The 18588-nt window shown below is 68.1% G+C and carries 18 protein-coding genes, 1 pseudogene and 1 riboswitch; of the genes and pseudogenes, 8 read left to right on the top strand and 11 right to left on the bottom strand.

The window, feature by feature from the left end; genetic code table 11:
- The 8 genes and pseudogenes from QQK83_RS09045 to QQK83_RS09010 all read right to left on the bottom strand — a co-directional run.
- Positions 1-477, bottom strand: a pseudogene (locus tag QQK83_RS09045) (hypothetical protein); the annotation flags it as partial.
- Positions 474-857, bottom strand: a complete 384-nt coding sequence (locus tag QQK83_RS09040; protein WP_284263538.1) for an ExbD/TolR family protein — start codon at positions 855-857, stop codon at positions 474-476. The gene QQK83_RS09040 and the pseudogene QQK83_RS09045, both read right to left, overlap by 4 nt.
- Positions 854-1240, bottom strand: coding sequence for an ExbD/TolR family protein (locus QQK83_RS09035; RefSeq protein ID WP_284263537.1), 387 nt, complete (start codon positions 1238-1240; stop codon positions 854-856). The genes QQK83_RS09040 and QQK83_RS09035 overlap by 4 nt, the downstream gene beginning before the upstream one ends.
- Positions 1237-1863, bottom strand: coding sequence for a MotA/TolQ/ExbB proton channel family protein (locus tag QQK83_RS09030; protein WP_284263536.1), 627 nt, complete (start codon positions 1861-1863; stop codon positions 1237-1239). Before QQK83_RS09030 ends, QQK83_RS09035 begins: the two co-directional genes overlap by 4 nt.
- Entirely contained in the window at positions 1860-2615 is a 756-nt protein-coding gene (locus tag QQK83_RS09025; protein ID WP_284263534.1) for an ABC transporter ATP-binding protein, read from the bottom strand. Before QQK83_RS09025 ends, QQK83_RS09030 begins: the two co-directional genes overlap by 4 nt.
- Positions 2612-3598, bottom strand: a complete 987-nt coding sequence (locus QQK83_RS09020) for a FecCD family ABC transporter permease (RefSeq protein ID WP_284263532.1) — start codon at positions 3596-3598, stop codon at positions 2612-2614. Before QQK83_RS09020 ends, QQK83_RS09025 begins: the two co-directional genes overlap by 4 nt.
- Complete coding sequence (locus QQK83_RS09015) at positions 3595-4470, bottom strand: ABC transporter substrate-binding protein (RefSeq protein WP_284263530.1); 876 nt, start codon at positions 4468-4470, stop codon at positions 3595-3597. The genes QQK83_RS09020 and QQK83_RS09015 overlap by 4 nt, the downstream gene beginning before the upstream one ends.
- A gap of 1 nt (position 4471) precedes the next feature.
- Positions 4472-6340, bottom strand: a complete 1869-nt coding sequence (locus tag QQK83_RS09010) for a TonB-dependent receptor plug domain-containing protein (RefSeq protein WP_284263529.1) — start codon at positions 6338-6340, stop codon at positions 4472-4474.
- A gap of 137 nt (positions 6341-6477) precedes the next feature.
- Positions 6478-6674: riboswitch (cobalamin riboswitch) on the bottom strand.
- A gap of 127 nt (positions 6675-6801) precedes the next feature.
- Here QQK83_RS09010 and QQK83_RS09005 point away from each other — a divergent pair.
- Positions 6802-7614 carry an alpha/beta hydrolase gene (locus QQK83_RS09005; RefSeq protein WP_284263528.1) on the top strand — a complete coding sequence of 271 codons (813 nt, stop codon included), beginning with the start codon at positions 6802-6804 and terminating at the stop codon, positions 7612-7614.
- On the opposite strand, the gene QQK83_RS09000 is transcribed toward QQK83_RS09005, so the two are convergent.
- Positions 7599-8033: a MarR family winged helix-turn-helix transcriptional regulator gene (locus tag QQK83_RS09000; RefSeq protein WP_284263526.1), complete on the bottom strand. Its 435-nt coding sequence runs from the start codon at positions 8031-8033 to the stop codon at positions 7599-7601. The genes QQK83_RS09005 and QQK83_RS09000 overlap by 16 nt on opposite strands.
- Before the next feature lie 343 nt (positions 8034-8376).
- On the opposite strand from QQK83_RS09000, the gene QQK83_RS08995 reads away from it, so the two are divergent.
- The 5 genes from QQK83_RS08995 (at position 8377) to QQK83_RS08975 (ending at position 14946) form a co-directional block, all read left to right on the top strand.
- A complete protein-coding gene (locus QQK83_RS08995; protein ID WP_284263525.1) occupies positions 8377-9555 on the top strand; it encodes a phosphoserine transaminase in 1179 nt (392 codons plus the stop codon).
- 102 nt (positions 9556-9657) lie between these two features.
- Complete coding sequence (gene serA, locus QQK83_RS08990; protein ID WP_284263524.1) at positions 9658-11253, top strand: phosphoglycerate dehydrogenase; 1596 nt, start codon at positions 9658-9660, stop codon at positions 11251-11253.
- A 100-nt stretch (positions 11254-11353) separates the two neighbouring features.
- The gene (locus QQK83_RS08985; RefSeq protein WP_284263523.1) at positions 11354-11833 is read left to right on the top strand and encodes a MarR family winged helix-turn-helix transcriptional regulator; all 480 of its coding nucleotides are present in this window, start codon (positions 11354-11356) and stop codon (positions 11831-11833) included.
- A 27-nt stretch (positions 11834-11860) separates the two neighbouring features.
- Complete coding sequence (locus QQK83_RS08980; RefSeq protein ID WP_284263521.1) at positions 11861-13036, top strand: acetyl-CoA C-acyltransferase family protein; 1176 nt, start codon at positions 11861-11863, stop codon at positions 13034-13036.
- A 104-nt stretch (positions 13037-13140) separates the two neighbouring features.
- On the top strand, positions 13141-14946 hold the full coding sequence (locus tag QQK83_RS08975; protein ID WP_284263519.1) for an ATP-binding protein: 1806 nt from the start codon (positions 13141-13143) through the stop codon (positions 14944-14946).
- A gap of 12 nt (positions 14947-14958) precedes the next feature.
- Here the strand turns inward: QQK83_RS08975 and QQK83_RS08970 are convergent, their stop codons facing one another.
- Positions 14959-15975, bottom strand: coding sequence for an asparaginase (locus QQK83_RS08970; RefSeq protein ID WP_284263517.1), 1017 nt, complete (start codon positions 15973-15975; stop codon positions 14959-14961).
- A gap of 159 nt (positions 15976-16134) precedes the next feature.
- Here QQK83_RS08970 and QQK83_RS08965 point away from each other — a divergent pair, with 159 nt between their 5' ends.
- Together QQK83_RS08965 and rlmN are read left to right on the top strand one after the other, a co-directional pair.
- Complete coding sequence (locus QQK83_RS08965) at positions 16135-16692, top strand: invasion associated locus B family protein (RefSeq protein WP_284263516.1); 558 nt, start codon at positions 16135-16137, stop codon at positions 16690-16692.
- A gap of 85 nt (positions 16693-16777) precedes the next feature.
- A complete protein-coding gene (rlmN, locus tag QQK83_RS08960) occupies positions 16778-17962 on the top strand; it encodes a dual-specificity RNA methyltransferase RlmN (protein ID WP_284263514.1) in 1185 nt (394 codons plus the stop codon).
- A 137-nt stretch (positions 17963-18099) separates the two neighbouring features.
- On the opposite strand, the gene QQK83_RS08955 is transcribed toward rlmN, so the two are convergent.
- A complete protein-coding gene (locus QQK83_RS08955; protein ID WP_284263546.1) occupies positions 18100-18288 on the bottom strand; it encodes a hypothetical protein in 189 nt (62 codons plus the stop codon).
- Positions 18289-18588 lie beyond the last annotated feature (300 nt).

Here is an 18588-nt window from a genome sequence, read left to right as displayed (position 1 = left end):
CGCCAGCATCGGCGGCGCGCTGCGCCGGGGGGCTGTGTCGGCCTGCGCGGTGGGTGTGCCGGGCGTCGGGGTGGTGGCCTGTTGCAGGCTCGGCGCGGTCCGATCGAGCGCGGGCGCGCGCCATGCGGGGGGCGGTGCGGCCTCGCTGCGGGTCGGGGTCCGGTCGGTTTGGGGCAGGGTCGGTAGATCGGGCCGTGACAGGCTCTGCACTGCGGTTTCGGGTCTGATTTCCAGTGTCTCGGTGGCCATGTCCGGGGCTTGCAGCGCCTGTGGGGCCCGTGGCGTCTCGGGCGCGCTAGACCAGCGGTCCGCCAGCGCGGCGAGGCTTTCGGGGGCGGCTTGCAGGGTCGCTTGCGAGACGCCGCCCGCCCCTTGCCCCTGCGGGCCGCCGAAGCCGTCGCCAAGGCCCGTGACAACGCCCGCGTGGACCGCGGCGGAGAGGCCGAGGAAGCCCAGGATCTCGACCGCGCGCCTCATGGCTGCACCGTGACGAGGCGGATGTCGGTGACGCCCGCCGCCGCAAGTTGCGGCAGGAGGCGGGCGAGATCGGCGGCGGGCAGGCCCGCGTCGGCGAGAACCGGCAGCGTTTCGGGGCGGCTTGCGGCCAGCGCGTCGAGGGCCGCGGGGCCGGTGGTGCTGCCGAAGGCGAACGTGCCGTCGGCGGCAATGTAGAGCGTGCCGGGTTGAGGGTCTGTCGGATCGGCCTGCGCCGTGGGCGGCGTGATCTCGAGCGGGGGCGGCGGGGTGAGGCTTGCCGTCATCAGGAAGAAGATCAGCAGCAGGAAGACCACGTTGATCATCGGCACGATGGCGCGGTCCTGTGCTGCGCGGCGGGGGCGGGGGGTGGCGAAATTCATGGCTCCACCAAGGCGAGATTGGTGAAGCCCGCCCCCTGCAGCAGCGCCATGGTGTCGAGCAGGCGCTGGAGGGCCGCGCCCTCGTCCGGCTGGATCAGGATGAGGTCTGTTTCAGACCCTACAAGGCCTGTCAAAGCCTGAATCAGGCCCTGTTCATCGCGTGCCACGCCGTTCAGGCGCAGCCCCTGTTCCTCCACCTGCACCAGTCGCGGCGGCCCCTCCCATGCGCCCGCGCCGCCGCCCGCGAGCGACAGGTCGAGCGCGCCCTCCTGACCGAAGCGGGCGGCGAGCATGAAGAAGACGAGCAGCAGGAAGACCACGTCGATCATCGGCGTGAGGCTGGGCCGCCTGCGGGGCCGGGCGTCTGCGAAACGGAAACTCACCCCGCGCCCCCGCGGGTGAAGATGCGGGTTGCGTCATCCTCCATCTCGGCTTGCAGGCGGTCGGCGATGCTGTCGAACCATGTCAGTGCCATGGAGGCGGGGATGGCGACGGCCATGCCCATCGCGGTGGTCAGAAGCGCCTCCCATATGCCGCCGGCGAGGGTGGCGGGATCGGCTTGCGCCCCGGCCTCCTGCAGGGCCTGGAAGGCTGCGATCATGCCGAGAACGGTGCCGAGAAGGCCCAGAAGCGGCGCGATGGTCACGATCAGGTCGAGGGGGCGCAGGCCGCCGCGCAGCTCGGCCAGAAGGGCGCGGGCGATGCGGGTCGTGTCCTCGCGCGCGGCCTCGGGCGTGAGGGTCGCGTCGCGGCGGGCACTCATGGCGGCATGGGCGAGGCGCGCGCGGACGGAGCGGCGGGGGGCGAGGCGCGATAGCGCGCCCTCGGGGTTGCCGCTTTGCCAATCGGTGATGGCCTGCGCCGTAACGCGGCCTCCCGACCATGCGCCGAGGGTGGAGAGGCGGAAGAGCTTCCACAGGATCAGGGCGAGGGTGATGACGGACAGAAGGCCGATGGCCCAGACGACGGGGCCGCCGCGCGTGAGCAGGTCGGGCAGGTCGGTCATGGCAGCACCTCGAGCGGCTGGAAGATGACGCCATCGGGCGTGTGCGTCAAATGGGCGGTGATGCCGAAGACATCGCGCAGGTTGGCGTCGGTCAGCACCGCCTCGGGCGGGCCGTCGGCGTGGATGCGGCCCTTGTGCATCAGGATCAGCCGGGTGCAGTGCCGCGCCGCAAGCCCGAGATCGTGGAGCGAGACGATCAGCGCCTTGCCTTGACGGGCGAGGGACGCGAAAGCGGTCATCGTGGCGATCTGGTGGCCGGGATCGAGGCCCGCGATGGGCTCGTCGGCGAGGATCAGGGGGGTGTCCTGCGCCAGCGCGCGGGCGATCAGGACGCGGGCCTGCTCGCCGCCCGAAAGCTCGGTCGCGGGGCGGTGTTCGAAGCCTGCAAGGCCCATGGTGGCGATGGCCTGCGCGATGGTCTGGCGGTCCTGGTCTCCGGGGCGTTGGCCCGCCGACAGGTGCGGCGTGCGGCCGAGCGTGACGAGGGTCTCGACGCTGACGGGCCAGGCGATTTCGCGCGCTTGCGGGAGCCATGCGGCATGCCGCGCGCGGGCCTGCGGTGGCATCTCGGTCAGGGAGGAGCGGCCGGTATGCGGCAAAAGGCCGAGCGCGCCGCGCATCAGCGTGGTCTTTCCTGCGCCGTTCGGGCCGATCAGGCCGACGAACTCGCCTTCGGCTATGGTGAGGGTGGCGCGGTCGACCACGGGGCAATCACCGCGGCGGATTGTGAGGGCGTCGAGGGTGAGGGTCATGCGCCCGCCCTCCGCGTCTTGTAGATCAGGTGGAGGAAGAGCGGCGCGCCGACGATGGCCATGAGCACGCCGAGCTTCAGGTCGCGTTCGGGCAGAACGAGGCGCACGGCGATGTCGGCCAGCAGCACCATGGCCGCGCCGCCCAGCGCCGAGGCGGGCAGGAGGACGGAGGGGCGCGCGCCGACCAGCGGGCGCAGCAGGTGCGGCACGACGAGGCCGACGAAGCCGATGGCCCCGGCCACGGCTGTGGCGGCCCCGACGCAGGCGGCGACGCCGAGGACCAGTTGCAGGCGCAGCCGGTCGAGGCGGATGCCGAGCGCGCCCGCGGCGTCTTCGCCGAGGGTCAGCGCGTCGAGGCCGCGGCCGAGCGGCAGCAGCAGCGCCCAGCCGAGCGCCATGAAGGGCAGCGCGATCCAGACATGGGAAAAGGACCGGTCGGCGAGCGAGCCCATCATCCAGAACACCGTTTCGGCGGTGGCGAAGGGGTTGGGCGAGAGGTTCAGCGCCAGCGAGGTCAGCGCGCCCGCCAGCGCCGAGATCGCGATGCCCGCAAGGATCAGCGTGAGCGATCCGCCGCGGGGGCCTGCGAGCATGAGGATCAGGAGGACGGCGACGGTCGCGCCGGTCAGCGCCGCGAGCGGCAGGGCAAGGGCAAAGGCCGCCGCCGCGCCGGTTTGCAGGGCGATGACCGCGCCCAGCGCGGCAGAGCCTGACACGCCGATCAGACCCGGTTCGGCCAGCGGATTGCGCAGGTAGCCCTGAAGCGCCGCGCCCGAGAGGCCGAGGCTGGCGCCGACCATGATGGCGAGCAGGACGCGCGGCAGGCGGATCTCGCGCATCACGAGGGTGATGGCCTCGCCCTGCCCGGTGAGAAGGGCGCGCAGGCTGTCGCCGATGCCGAAGCCCGCCGGGCCGGTGAGCAGTGACAGGAGCGCGAGGGCGAGGGTGAGCGCGGCAAGCGCGGGGAAAAGGGCGCGGGTCATGGGGCGGCCTCCAGCCGTTCGCGCATCTCGACCAGCGCGCGCAGGGCGGCCACGACGCGCGGCGTCCCGCAGGCCCAGTCGGGGCCGCTTTCGTGACCGGCCCCGGCGGCAATCAGCGCCTGCAGCGCGGGGTGGTCGAGCATCGCCTCGGCCTGGGACGCGCCGGGATAGGGGCGGTCGCGGATGATCAGGTCGGGGGCCGCCATGACGAGCAGTTCCATGGCGATCTGCCCGGTCGCGCTGGGCGCGATTTCGGTGGCGATGTTGCGGAAGCCCGCGCGCGTCAGCAGCTCATGCGCCATGGAGCCTTCGCCAAGGCTGTAGCCGTTGGGGAAGTAGATGATGGCGCGGGGTCCGGTGGTGGCGGGGGCGGCAAGGGCGGCCAGATCCGTCTCGAACCGGCGGATCAGGGTCTCGGCCTCGGCCTCGCGGCCCATGAGCGCGCCGAAGCGGCGGAGGCGGTCGGGGATGTCGGAAAGCTGCCGGACGCCCTCGACCTGCACCACCTCGACGCCGAGGCGGCGGAGCATGGAGAGGGCGGCGGGGTCCGACCATGGGTCGGCGAGGACAAGGTCGGGCCGGAGGAGAAAGATCTCCTCGGCGCTGCCGTGGTTGAGATGATGGCGCGCGGCCTCTTCGGCCATGGGGGAGGAGACGGGATTGGCGCTGATATGGGAGACGGAGACAAGCTGACCGGGCGCGGCCAGCATCAGGGCGAACTGGTCGGTGCAGAGGTTCATGGAGACGACACGGGCGGGCGCGCCTTCCGGCGCGACGCGAGCGGGCGCGCCCCCTGCGGTCGCGGGGGTCTGCGCGCCCGAAGGCCCCGCCGCGAGGGCGAGGCCGAGGAGAAGGGCGCGCAGGGCGGTCATGTCAGAACCGCGACCGAAGGCCGAGGTAAACGGCCCGGTCGGAGGTGCCGAAGCCAGGCGAGGTCTGGTACTCGGTGTCGAAGAGATTATCGACCCTCAAATAGGCTTCGACTCCGTCGCTAAGCTCGTAACCGACATTAGCATTCACGACGAAATAATCGTCGAGCTGATTGGTCGCGAAGGTAGAAACGGCGGTGTCGGCGGCCCCGATACCGGCAACCGAGAAACGCCACCCACTGTCGAGCTCACCTGCGACGCCAAGGCTGAGTTGGTGACGCGGCACCCGGGTCAGCCGGGCACCGGAGGCGGTTTCAGTGTCGGTATACGTATAGGTTCCGAAGGCGCTGATGCGCTCCGTCACGTCATAACTGGCCGCAAGTTCGACACCTTGTGTTGTCGTCTCGCCGGGGACTTGGACGTAGCAGCCGAAGGGCGAGGCGCAGAACGTTGCCGTGCCGTCGAACCCGATCAGGTCATTGACCTGTATCCAGAAGACGGTGGCGCCAAGCCTCAAGTCGCCGAAACTGCGCTCCATGCCGAGGTCGACGCTGAGGCTGGTTTCGGGCGACAGGCCCGGGTTGCCGTTGTCACTGAAGAGCTCGAAGAGCGAGGGGGCACGGGTACCTTGACCGACACTGGCCCGGATGACCGTGTCGGCGTCTGGCCGCAATGCCAGAGCGGCGCGCAGGTTGTGCTGTGTGCCGAAGCGCGAATGGTCGTCGATGCGGCCCGACAGGCTGAGATCGAGGTTGGAAGAGACCGCCCAGGCAATATCGGCGATTGCGGATGTCACATCGATCTCCGCTGACGAAACGCTGCCGAGTGAGGTGATGGACATGAACCGCTCTTTCGAGCGCTCAAGACCGAAAGACAAGGCGCTTTCGGGTGCAAATTCCCAGGTTCCGACGTAGCGCATCTCTGTCCGCTCGCCGATGAAGCGCTGGAAAAATCCCAGAGGGAAGAAACGTTCGGTCTCGTAGTCCGAGAGGCTGAATTCATGGTCGACTGCGCCGCCTTCGATTTCAGCGTAGAGGCGCGCACCGCGCTGCGTCACATCCTGTGTTTGTGGTCCATCGCCGTTGAACGGGCCGGGCGGCGCGCCGGGGCCTTCGTCGAACTCCGTGAAGCTGTCCTGCCAGAAGGTATCGACGCCAATCGTGACGGTGTCCGTCACATCGTATTCGCCCGAGAAACTGAGTGTGGTGGCGCGGTGGCCGTCAGCCTCGGTGTTCCCATCGCCTTCCTCGGCGGCCGAGAAGCCCTCGGTCACGAGACGAGTTGCCGAAAAGGCAAGCCCGCCGCGTTCGCCTCGCACCGCATAGGAGAAAGCCGCCTGTGCGGTGTCGTAGCTGCCGCCCTCGATCGAGAAGCCCAGCTCGTCACCGACCTCGTCCGGAATGGCCGTGGTGCGGATGTCGATGACACCGGCCACGGCTTCGGAGCCGTAGAGGGCGGATTGCGAGCCGTAGAGCACCTCGATCCGGCTGATGTTGGCCGTCGTGAGGCCGCCGAAATTGGTCTGGTTCTGGATCAACGAGGGATCGTTCACGTCGATCCCGTTGATGCGAACGGTGATGTAGCGTCCGTCTAGCCCGCGAATGCGGGGAAAAGAGTTTTGCCCGACAGGACCGTCACGGGTCACATTCAGACCAGGAAGCCTTGCAAGGTAGTCGGAGATCTGTACCTCGCCCGCGGCTTCGAGGTCTTCCTCGGTGATCACCTCGATGGAAAGGCCGCTACGGTCCGCGTCAAGCTCGGTCAGGTTGCCGGAAAAGACGATTTCGTCGAGCGAGAACAGGGCGGTCTGTGCCGGTGCCATGACCGGCAGAAGCAGCGCCAAAGGCAGCGCCACCGTGATCGTGTGTTTCATATGTCCCCCTCGCGGGCGCATCTGGCCCGCTTGGTCTGTTGCGATGTTCTTGAGGGGGGTCGACGGACCCCTCCCGTGAACGGTGAAGGTGTCACCACGACGGAAGGGTCCGTTGCCCATGGCGCCCACCGCGCCCGGACAGGGTGATCACTTCGGCAGGTCTCCTGACTCGCGGGTCGTCGCGGGAACCGGGCCTTCCCGGGGCAGGTCTTGCCCCAGTGGCATGTGCCGGTTTCGCTCGCCGCTTACAGTTGCGGGGGCAGTCGCGGAATTGCACCGCGTTCCCTTTTCACCGGACGGTTGAACCGTCCGGACCGAAGCACCCCTTTGGTAGCGCCGCGCGGGGGGAGTCGGCAAGGCCGGAGGCGACCTGTCGCGGTCCGTTTCCGAAAATGCCGCATGTGGCTTGTGCCCGTCTGCGCGATGCGGCTTGCTGCGGCGGAAGAGCGAGGGAGGGTGCGATGCCGATCACCGACTGGGACGATGCCTATGCCAATGCCGCGCATATTCCGGGGGCGGAGCGGTTCCTGGCCGACTGGCCCGTTCGCACCGCCGCGCTGCGGGAGCGGCGTGCGCCCGAGGGTCTGCGCTACGGGCCCGGCGCGCGTCAGGTGCTGGAGCTGTTTCGACCCGAAAGCGCCGTGCAGGGTCTGACAATCATCGTGCATGGCGGCTACTGGATGCGGTTCTCGCCGGACGAGTTCGGCTTTCTCGCCGCGGGGCCGCTGGCGCGGGGGCAGGCGGTGGCCGCGGTCCGTTACACGCTTGCGCCCGAGGCGCGGATCGCCGGGATCACGGCCGAAATCGCCGCCGCGGTCGCCGTCGCCGCCGAGGCGGTGGCGGGGCCGATCCACCTGGCCGGGCATTCGGCGGGTGGGCAGCTGGTGTCGCGGATGGGCTGCGCGGGGGTGCTGCCCGAGGCCGTGGCGGGGCGAATCGCCCATGTGCTGTCGATCTCGGGGGTGCATGACCTGCGCCCGCTGATGCGGACAGCGATGAACGAGACCCTGCGGCTGGACGCGGACGAGGCCGCGGCCGAGAGCCCCGCGTTGCTGACCCCGCGCGAGGGGCTGCGGATCACCTGCGCCGTGGGGGGCAACGAGCGGCCCGAGTTCCTGCGGCAGACCGATCTGCTGGCGAATGTCTGGACGGGGCTGGGGGCCGAGACGCGGGCCGTTCACTTGCCCGGTCTGCATCATTTCGACGTGATCGACGAATTGGCCACGCCCGAGGGCGCGTTGACGCGGCTGTTGCTGGATCAGAGCTTTTCGTAAAGCCCGCCGATGGCGGTCTTGAGGCTGGCGCGATCCTCGGGGCCGAGCTGCTGGAGCATCTTGCTCTCGACTTCGCGGGCGGCGAACTTGAGGCGCGTCACCTCTTCGTCGCCCTTGTCGCTGAGGCGCACGACCAGCCGCCGCCGGTCATCGGTGTCGCGCACGACCGAGATCATCTCGAGATCCTCGAGCCGGCGCTGGGCGCGGCTGACGCGGGCGGCGTCCATCGCGGTCAGGATGCAGAGGTCATGGCTGGAACAGGGCTGATTCGCGGGCAGGGCCATCATGATGCGCCATTCGGGCACCTGGAGGCCGGTGTCCTCCATGATCCGCTGGAACGCACGACTGGCGATCACCGACATCTGGAACAGAAGAAAGTCGGACAGGTCGAATGGAAGGGTATGGGCCTGGTCGCGCACGGTCCCTCCGATTGTGGCCGTGATGGGGGTTTCGCCTTGTAGTTTAGGGCTTTATGGCGGCCTGCCGCAAGCAATTTGTCAATCCGGTTGGACAGTTGCGCCGCTGACATATGGCAGCTTGGGTGTAGAGCGTTGTTTATGTTCGCCTAAAAGGCGAGTCGTTTTTTTGGCGCGCACCCGAAGCGCCGGGTGTTTCCGATGATGGACGCGGGCGGCCCTCTGTCGTCCGAAAGCGACGCTTCGGCCACATTTTCCGGCTTGCCGCGCTGCCGCGCGCCCCGTATGTGCAGCGGTGGGACACCCCTCCCCAACGAGGGGCGAATATCTGAGAGGGTATCAGATCATGGCACTTGACCACCCGGCGACAACGCCGGCCCAGAAACCTGTCGCCGTTCCGGCGAACCCGCGGTTTTCCTCTGGCCCTTGCGCCAAACCCCCCGTTTTCTCGCTGGACAAGCTGTCCGATGCCGCGCTTGGGCGCTCGCATCGCGCGGCGGTCGGCAAGGCCAAGCTGAAGGCCGCCATCGAAGAGACGCGGGCGATTCTCGGCGTGCCTGCCGAGTATCGCATCGGCATCGTTCCGGCCTCCGACACGGGTGCCGTCGAGATGGCGATGTGGTCGCTCCTGGGCGCGCGGCCCTGCACGATGATCGCCTGGGAAAGCTTCGGCGCGGGCTGGGTGACCGATGCGGTCAAGCAGCTGAAGCTCGACGCCAAGGTGATGACCGCCGAGTATGGCCGGATCGTCGACCTGGCGACCGTGGATTTCGACACCGATGTCGTCTTTACCTGGAACGGCACGACCAGCGGCGTGCGCGTGCCCAATGGCGACGCGATCCCCGCCGACCGTGCGGGGCTGACGATCTGCGACGCGACCAGCGCGGCCTTCGCGCAGGATCTGCCCTGGGACAAGCTGGATGTGACCACCTTCAGCTGGCAGAAGGTCATGGGCGGCGAGGCGGCGCATGGCATGCTGATCCTGAGCCCCCGCGCGGTGGAGCGGCTGGAGTCGTATACGCCCGCATGGCCGATGCCCAAGATCTTCCGCATGACCAAGGGCGGCAAGCTGATCGAAGGCATCTTCGTGGGCGAGACGATCAACACCCCCTCGATGCTGGCGGTGGAGGATTACCTTGTCGCGCTCGACTGGGGCAAATCCATCGGCGGGCTTCCGGCGCTGATGGCGCGTGCGAATGCCAATGCGCAGGCGATCTTCGAGTTCTGCGACGCGCGCGACTGGATCGACAACCTGGCCGAAGACCCGGCGACGCGGTCGAACACCTCGGTCTGCCTCAAGTTCACCGATCCGCGGATCGTGGACGGGGCCGGTTTTGCCAAGGCCGTCGCCAAGCGGCTGGAGGCCGAGGGCGTGGCGCTGGACATCGGCGCCTATCGGGACGCGCCCGCCGGTCTGCGCATCTGGTGCGGTGCGACGGTCGAGACGGCGGATATCGAGGCGATGCTGCCCTGGCTCGACTGGGCCTTCCACGCCGAGATCGCGGCACAGGCCGACGCGGCCTGACGGTGTGCCGGGCAGACCGCCCGGCTTACCCCCCAGGATAACAGATGCAGGCCGGGCTTCAGCCCGGCGTCTCTCCCCCCATTTCATCAAAGGACCACACCCATGGCCCCCAAGGTTCTCATCTCCGACAAGCTGTCGGACGCCGCCGTCCAGATCTTCCGCGACCGCGGCATCGACGTCACCTTCGACCCCTCCATCGGCAAGGACAAGGACAAGCTTCTGTCGGTGATCGGCGAGTATGACGGGCTTGCCATCCGCTCGGCGACCAAGGTCACCGAAAAGATCATCGCCGAGGCCACGAACCTCAAGGTGATCGGCCGCGCGGGCATCGGGGTCGACAATGTCGACATCCCCGAGGCGTCGAAGAAGGGCATCATCGTGATGAACACGCCCTTCGGCAACTCGATCACCACGGCGGAACACGCCATCGCCATGATGTTCGCCGTCGCGCGGCAGATCCCCGAGGCGAATGCCTCGACCCATGCCGGCAAGTGGGAAAAGTCGCGCTTCATGGGGGTCGAGCTGACCGGCAAGACGCTGGGCGTGATCGGCGCGGGCAACATCGGGTCCATCGTCTGCAACCGGGCGCTGGGGCTGAAGATGAAGGTGCTGGCCTATGACCCCTTCCTGTCCGAGGAACGCGCGACGCAGATCGGCGTGACCAAGGTCGAGCTGGACGAGCTGCTGGCCAAGGCCGATTTCATCACGCTGCATGTTCCCTATACCGAGAAGACGGCGAATATCCTGTCGGCGGAGAACCTGGCGAAGACGAAGAAGGGCGTGCGCATCGTCAACTGCGCGCGCGGCGGGCTGGTCGACGAGGCCGCGCTGGCCGAGCTGATCACGTCCGGCCATGTCGCGGGCGCCGCTTTCGACGTGTTCAAGGAGGAACCGGCGACGGAGAACCCGCTGTTCGGGCTGGAGAATGTCGTCGTCACCCCGCACCTGGGCGCGGCCACGACCGAGGCGCAGGAAAACGTCGCGCTGCAGGTGGCCGAGCAGATGGCCGATTACCTGCTGACCGGGGCCGTGTCGAACGCGCTGAACATGCCGTCCGTCACCGCCGAGGAAGCGCGGATCATGGGGCCATGGCTGAAGCTGGCCGAGCATCTCGGCGCGTTCGTGGGGCAGCTGACCGAAGAGGCGATCGAGGAGATCGAGGTCGTCTACAACGGTGTCGCCAAGGACATGAACCTCAAGGCGCTGAATTGCGCCGCCATCGCGGGGATCATGAAGGCCACGAACCCCGACGTGAACATGGTGTCTGCCCCGATCATCGCCAAGGATCGCGGGATCGAGGTGTCGACCACCACGCAGGACAAGACCGGCGTCTTCGACGGCTACATCCGGCTGGTGGTCAAGACCGAGCTGAAGACGCGGTCGATCGCGGGCACGGTCTTCAGCGACGGCAAGCCGCGGTTCATCCAGATCAAGGGCATCAACATCGACGCCGAGATCGGGGAGCACATGCTTTACACCACCAACAAGGATGTGCCGGGCATCATCGGGACGCTGGGTCAGACCATGGGCGAGAACGGCGTGAACATCGCCAACTTCACCCTCGGGCGCTCGGCCCGCGACGGGGAGGCCATCGCGCTGCTCTACCTCGACGAGCAGCCGCCGGCGTCGGTGCTGGAGGAGCTCAAGGCCACGGGCCTGTTCCAGCAGGTGCGCCCGCTGCAGTTCACTGCCGCCTGAGACGCGACGCACCGCACGGCCAAGGGCCCGCCGCATCCGCTTGCGGCGGGTCTTCGTTTTTCGCATTCTTCGCTGCAGTTGCAATGAACGGGGGCCACCCATGTCCGAGCCTTTCGTCCTTGACGGGTTCCTGCCCTACCGCATCGCCGTGCTGGCCGGTCGGCTCAGCCGGGAGTTTTCGCGGGTCTACCAGGACCGGTTCGGCCTGAGCCGTGCGGAGTGGCGCGTCATGGCGCATCTAAGCCAGGAGGCCGAGGTGTCGGTGCGCGAGATCCATGCGCGGGTGGACATGGACAAGTCCAAGGTCAGCCGTGCCGCCTCGAGGCTGGAGGAGGCGGGCATCGTCACCAAGCGCATCAGCGAGCGGGATCGCCGGTTGGTCGTGCTGGCCCTGACCGAGAAGGGCAGCGCGATGATGGCCGAACTGGCCCGTGCGGCGCAGGACTACCAGGCCGAGCTGATCGCGCGCCTGGGGCCGGGGGCCGAGGGGTTCCTGGCGGGCATGGCGGCGATGACGTCGCCGACCGAGGCCGCGACGCGACGTCATGCTGGCCCCGCGGAGGCGGCTGCGGGCCAATAGCGAAGATTCCAAGGGAGGGGAGAGAGAATGGACGATATCGTCATCCTGTCGGCTGCGCGCACCGCGATCGGCACTTTCGGAGGCAGCCTTGCCGCGACGCCGCCGACCGAGCTGGGGGCCGTGGTGGCCCGCGCCGCGCTGGAGCGTGCGGGCGTCGAGGGCGGACAGATCGGGCATGTGGTCTATGGCCATGTGATCAACACCGAACCCAAGGACATGTATCTGAGCCGCGTCGCCGCGATGGCGGCGGGCATTCCCGACACCGCGCCCGCGATGAACGTCAACCGGCTGTGCGGGTCGGGGGCGCAGGCCATCGTGTCGGTGATCCAGTCGCTTGCGCTGGGCGATGCGGAGTTCGGGCTGGCCGGCGGGGCCGAGAGCATGTCGAACGGGCCGCATATCCTTCCCGCTGCCCGCTTCGGGCAGAAGATGGGCGATGTGCGCGCGCTCGACATGATGATCGGCGCGCTGCATTGCCCCTTCGGCACCGGGCACATGGGCGTGACGGCCGAGAATGTCGCCGCCGAGCACGGGATCGACCGCGCGGCGCAGGACGCTTTCGCGCTGGAAAGCCAGCAGCGGGCGCGGCGGGCCATCGACGAGGGCCGCTTCAAGGACCAGATCGTGCCGGTCGAGGTGCGGGTGAAGCGCGACATGGTCGCCTTCGACACCGACGAGCATCCCAAGGCCACCACGGCCGAGGCGCTGGCCGGGCTGCGCCCCGCCTTCCAGAAGGACGGGAGCGTAACGGCGGGCAATGCCAGCGGCATCAACGACGGCGCGGCGGCGCTGGTTCTCGCGCGGGCCGAAGCGGCCGAGGCCGCGGGCCTCACGCCGCGGGCGCGGGTGATCGGCTACGCCCATGCGGGCGTGCGGCCCGAGGTGATGGGGATCGGGCCGGTTCCGGCGGTCGAGGCGCTTCTGGCGCGGACGGGTCTGGGCATCGGCGATTTCGACGTGATCGAATCGAACGAGGCCTTCGCCGCGCAGGCGCTGGCGGTGAACAAGGGGCTTGGCCTCGATCCGGCCCGCGTGAACCCCAACGGCGGGGCCATCGCGCTGGGGCATCCGGTGGGGGCCACGGGCGCGATCATCACCGTCAAGGCGCTGCACGAGCTGGAGCGGATCGGAGGCTCGAAGGCGCTTATCACCATGTGCATCGGCGGCGGCCAGGGCATCGCGCTCGCCATCGAGCGGGTCTGACGCGTCGCGCGGGCGATGGTGCCCAGCCTGCGCGGCGTTAACCGGTTGTTCAGCCTGTCCTGACACTCTGCCCCGCATCCGCGAGGGCGCGGGGAAGGACAGGCATGAGCATCCGGGGGTTCGACGACCGACTGGCGCGCGAACGGCGCGCGCGGCTGCAGGCCGAGCGCCTGCTGGCGCAGCGATCGGATGAGCTTTACGCCGCCAATCGCAAGCTGTCGGACCATGCTCGCGCGCTCTCGGAGCAGGTCATCGAACAGCGCGAGGAGAACGCGGCCCTCATGGGCCGGTCCACGCAGGCGCAGGCCGCGTTGCAGGCGGCGACCGAAAAGGCCGTGCTGGCCGAGCGACGGCTTTGGGACGCGCTGACCGCGGTCGAGGACGGCTTTGCCATGTTCGACCGCGACTGGCGTCTCGTCATCGCCAACCCCGCGTGGATGGCCGCCTTTGACGGCGCGGCCGATGTCGCGCCCGGCGCCAGCTACGAGGCGATCCTGCGGGTCGCCACCGAGGAGGGGCTTGTCGATCTGCAGGGCGAGCGGCCCGAGGCCTGGCGCCGCCGGATGCGCGCAAGGTGGGAGGGCGACAGCATCCCCCAGGTCGATATCCGCCTGTTCAACGGGGCCTATGTCCGGCTGATCGACAAGCGGACGCCCGAGGGCGACACGGTCAGCCTTGCCGTGGACATCACCGACACCATCCGGCGCGAGCGTGCGCTGGAGCGTGCGCTGGACAAGGCCAAGGCCGCGGCGCGGGCGAAGTCGGCCTTCCTCGCCAACATGAGCCACGAGATCCGCACGCCGATGAACGGCGTCGTCTCGATGGCGGCGCTGCTGCGCGAGACCGAGCTGTCGGAGGAGCAGCGCCTTTACGCCGAGACGATCCGCAGCTCGGGTGAGGCGCTGCTGGTCATCATCAACGACATCCTCGATTATTCCAAGATCGACGCCGGAAAGCTGGTGCTGCGGGCCGAACCCTGCGAGGTGGCGCAGCTGGTCGAGGAGATTTTCCAGCTGATGCGCCCCGGCCTGGAGGGCAAGCCGGTCGAGCTGCGGCTGGAGGTGGAGGCGGATCTGCCCACGCGGGTGATCGGCGACCGCGGGCGCATCCGGCAGGTGTTGACCAATCTCATCGGCAACGCGGTGAAATTCACCGAAGCGGGGGCGGTCACCGTGCGCGTCGCGCAGGCCCCCGAGGCCCCCGCGCCGGGCGAGGTGGCGCTGCGCGTCACGGTCGAGGACACGGGCATCGGCATCGCGCCCGAGATGCAGGCCCATGTCTTCGGCGAGTTCAACCAGGTGGAGGCCGAGACGACGCGCCGGTTCGACGGCACGGGCCTCGGGCTGGCGATCACGCGGCGGCTGGTCGAGGTGATGGGCGGCGAGATCTGGCTGCGGTCCGAGCCGGGGGTGGGGTCGTGTTTCGGCTTTGACCTCTGCCTTGGCGTCGCCCCGGAGGAGGCGGCGGGCAAGACAGCGCCCGCGCGCAGGCGGCTGCGGCTGCTGGCGGCCGAGGACAACAAGACCAACCAGCTGGTGTTCCGCGCGATGCTCAAGGGGCTCGACCTCGACCTCGAGCTGGTCGAGACCGGCTTGGCGCTTGTGGCGGCGGCGCGGCGCGACCGGCCGGACGTGATCTTCACCGACATTTCGATGCCCGAGATGGACGGGCTGGACGCCACCCGCGCGATTCGCGCGCAGGAGGCGGCGGAGGGGCTGCCGCCGGTGCCGATCATCGCCATGACCGCCCACGCGATGGACGGCGACCGGGAGCGTATCCTTTCCGCCGGGATCGACGCCTACCTGACCAAGCCCCTGAAAAAGGCCGAGGTGCAAGGGATGATCCGCGACCGCGCGCCCGAGGGGTTTTGCCCGGTCCCGGTGCTGCCGCGCATCCTGTCGGCGGGGTGACGCGCGGCGCGGTCAGAGCGCGGGGCGCCAGCCCGTCAGCGCGTCGGTCAGGCGGTAATGGCCTGTGTCGATGCCGCGGCGGTTCAGGATCGGGCCGTGGGTATACTCGCGGACCAGCGGATGCCCGGCCTCGATCAGGCCGAGGGCCGCCAGAAGCTGCGTGATCACCGCTTCGGAGGCGCGGGTCGCGCCGTCGGCAATCTTGACGGCAATGCCGATGCGATGCTCGGGCACGATCGCGCCAAAGACCGCCTCGGCCCCGGTCTTGATCGCGGCGCGGTGGCCCATCGCCTCCATCAGCCGCGTGCAGGAGCGGCCTTCGCCAGCGACCATCAGGGGGTGGGCCATCATCGCCTCGCGCAGGCGGACCATGGCGGTCTGGCGCGCATCCGCGCCGTCGTTGGCCGCAGCGAACTGCGCCAGCGCGCGGGCGAAGCCCTTGACGGTGGAGGCGAAGTTGGGGGCCGAGCAGCCGTCGATCCCGTAACCCGGGCAGGTTTCGTCGGTCAGCTCTTCCCAAGCCGTCTTCACCATGCGCTGCACGGGGTGGTCGGGGTCGACATACTCCGGCCCGGCCTTGAGGTGCCGGGTCACGGTCAGGAAGCCCGAGTGTTTGCCGGAGCAGTTGTTGTGGCACTGCCCCGGCGCGTGCTCGGCGCAGACCATCCGGTCGCGCGTCGGCTCGTGATAGGGGTAATGCGCGCCGCAGCGCAGGTCGGCGTCGCCAAGGCCGAGATCGGCCAGCCAGGCCGTGACCATGTCGCTATGCACCGTCATGCCGCTGTGCGAGGCACAGGCCAGCGCGAGATGCGCGGGGGTCAGGCCATGGGCGTCGGCGGCCCCGGTCTCGAGCAAGGGAAGCGCCTGGATCATCTTGGAGGAGGAGCGCGGCAGGAAGACCTTGTCGACATCGCCCAGACCCCAGATCAGGCCCGCATCCGCGTGCCAGACCGCGACATGCCCGCGGTGGTCGCTTTCGCAGAACTCACCGCGCCAGACCTCGACCAGACGTTCCGCCGTTTCGCCCATGATCCCATCCCCTTCACGACCCGGCGATTTTCCGCCACCGGGGCTTTTTCTGCTGACCGCTTTCCATTAGGTTCACTGTGGATAAGGTCTGCGGCTCGCCCTCTACCTGAATGAAAAACCGGGCACAGACCAGAGGCAGAAGGGGCGGAGGCTCTACTTATGAAACACTGGCTTGTCGGCGCGCTGGCGGGGACGGTGCTGATTGCCGTGGGTGGCATGGCACTGGCGCAGGAAGAATCCACCAACCGCGTGAACGCCGAGACGGATTGGTCGGTCTTCGTCGAGGATGATCCGACGCAATGCTGGGTCGTCTCGACCCCGCGCGAGACGGTCAACACCCGCGACGGGCGCGTCGTGTCGGTGCGGCGCGGTGAAATCCTGATGTTCGTCAGTTTCTGGCCCGGACAGGAGCGGCTGGGCGAACCGTCCTTCACCGGCGGCTATCCCTTTGCCGATGGCTCGACCGTGACGATGGAGATCGGCGATTCGACCTTTGAACTTTTCACTGAAAATATCCCCAACGACGAGGGTGAACTTGTGGGTTACGCTTGGCCGGCCTCTCCGCAGGATGACCAGCGCATCATCACGGCGATGAAGCGCGGCGCCGACGCGGTGCTGACCGCGCGCTCGAGCCGTGGCACGCAGACGCAGGATACGTTCTCGCTGATGGGCTTTACCGCCGCTGTCGAGGACGCCGAGGCGCGCTGCGGGAGCTGACCGGGCGCGGTCCGTCCCGGCAAAACCCTTTGCGCGGGGGCGCACATGGCTGTATGTGCCCCCAATCTTCAAAGGAATATGCCCCATGTCCGCCTCTGCGCCGATCACGCAGGATGTCCTGACCATTCCCCGCAAGCTGCCCGAGGGGCCCGTCAACCTTGTCGGGCTGACGCGTGAGGGGATGCGCGACGCGCTCATCGCCGCCGGGACACCGGAGAAACAGGCGAAGATGCGGGTCAGCCAGATCTGGCAGTGGATCTATGTCTGGGGGGTCCGCGACTTCGACGCGATGACGAACCTGTCAAAGGCCTATCGCGCCGAGCTGGCCGACCGTTTCGTGATCGAACTGCCCGAGATGGTGAAGCGCGAGGTCTCGGCCGACGGCACACGCAAGTATCTCGTGCGGATCGCGGGCGGCCACGAGGTCGAGGTGGTGTACATCCCCGAGGAAGATCGCGGGACGCTGTGCATTTCCAGCCAGGTGGGCTGCACGCTGACCTGTTCCTTCTGCCACACCGGCACGCAGAAGCTGGTGCGCAACCTGACCGCGGGCGAGATCATCGGCCAGGTCATGATGGCGCGCGACGACCTGGGCGAATGGCCCGAACCCGGCGAAGGCATGGGCGAGCGGCCGCGGCTGATCTCGAACATCGTGCTGATGGGGATGGGCGAGCCGCTTTACAACTTCGACAATGTGCGTGACGCGATGAAGATCGCCATGGATGGCGAGGGGATCGCGCTGTCGCGTCGGCGGATCACGCTGTCGACCTCCGGCGTTGTGCCCGAGATCGCCCGGACCGCCGAGGAAATCGGCTGCATGCTGGCGGTCAGTTTTCACGCCACCACGGACGAGGTGCGCGACACGCTGGTGCCGATCAACAAACGCTGGAACATCGAGACCCTGCTGGATGCGCTGCGCGCCTATCCCAAGGCCAGCAATTCAGAGCGGATCACCTTTGAATACGTGATGCTGAAGGACGTGAACGACAGCGACGAGGATGCCCGGCGGCTGGTCAGGCTGATCCGGGGCATCCCGGCCAAGATCAACCTCATTCCCTTCAACGAATGGCCCGGTGCCCCCTATGAGCGGTCGGACTGGGCGCGGATCGAGCGCTTCGCCGATATCGTCTACAAGGCCGGCTATGCCTCGCCCATCCGCACGCCGCGGGGCGAGGATATCATGGCCGCCTGCGGGCAGTTGAAATCGGCGACGGAACGCGCGCGCAAGTCGCGGGCGCAGATCGCGGCGGAAACCGGCACCGGCGGGTGAAGGTCACGCCCGTGTGGCCCCGCGACTTGCACGCGGTGCCCGGTGGTCCGCTTTCACAGCACCAGAAGACAGCGCCAGAAGCAAGAAAGGCGGCCCCGAAGGACCGCCTTTCCCGTAACCGAGTGACTTGCGTCAGATCAGTTGTTGGCTGCGACTGCAGCTGCGATCAGGATCAGTGCCAGCACCGGAACCAGGATGCCGCCAGCCGAGGAAGAGGTGTCTTCCACGATGACGACGGGCTCGATGACCGCAGGTTCGATGATGCCGCCTGCGAACGCGCCAGTGGCGACGACCGACAGAGCAGCAGCGAGAGCGAGTTTCTTCATTGTATCCTCCAAGATACGCCCATTTTCACGCACTATGCGCAAGGTCAGGGCACCCAAGACTGTACCTCGTGCCAATTCTTTAAACAGCAATGCCATGCGATTGCAATGCATCGGAAATTGGCCTGACAACAGGATTGCCCCGGTGTCGTCAAATAAGCAACACCTGAGTGGCGATGGTCGCGGGGTCGGGCGAATGCGCGGATCGGCCCTTCGAAAAGCCCTGTGCTTTCGCGCACGGCCGTGGTGTAGCCGCTGTCGCCGCGCGCGTCATCAACGAAATCTGAACGGTTTTTCGTAGGA

Origin of the sequence: Roseicyclus amphidinii, assembly GCF_030163755.1 — a bacterium.
Lineage (GTDB): Bacteria > Pseudomonadota > Alphaproteobacteria > Rhodobacterales > Rhodobacteraceae > Roseicyclus > Roseicyclus amphidinii.
This window is presented reverse-complemented; position numbering and strand designations above follow the sequence as displayed.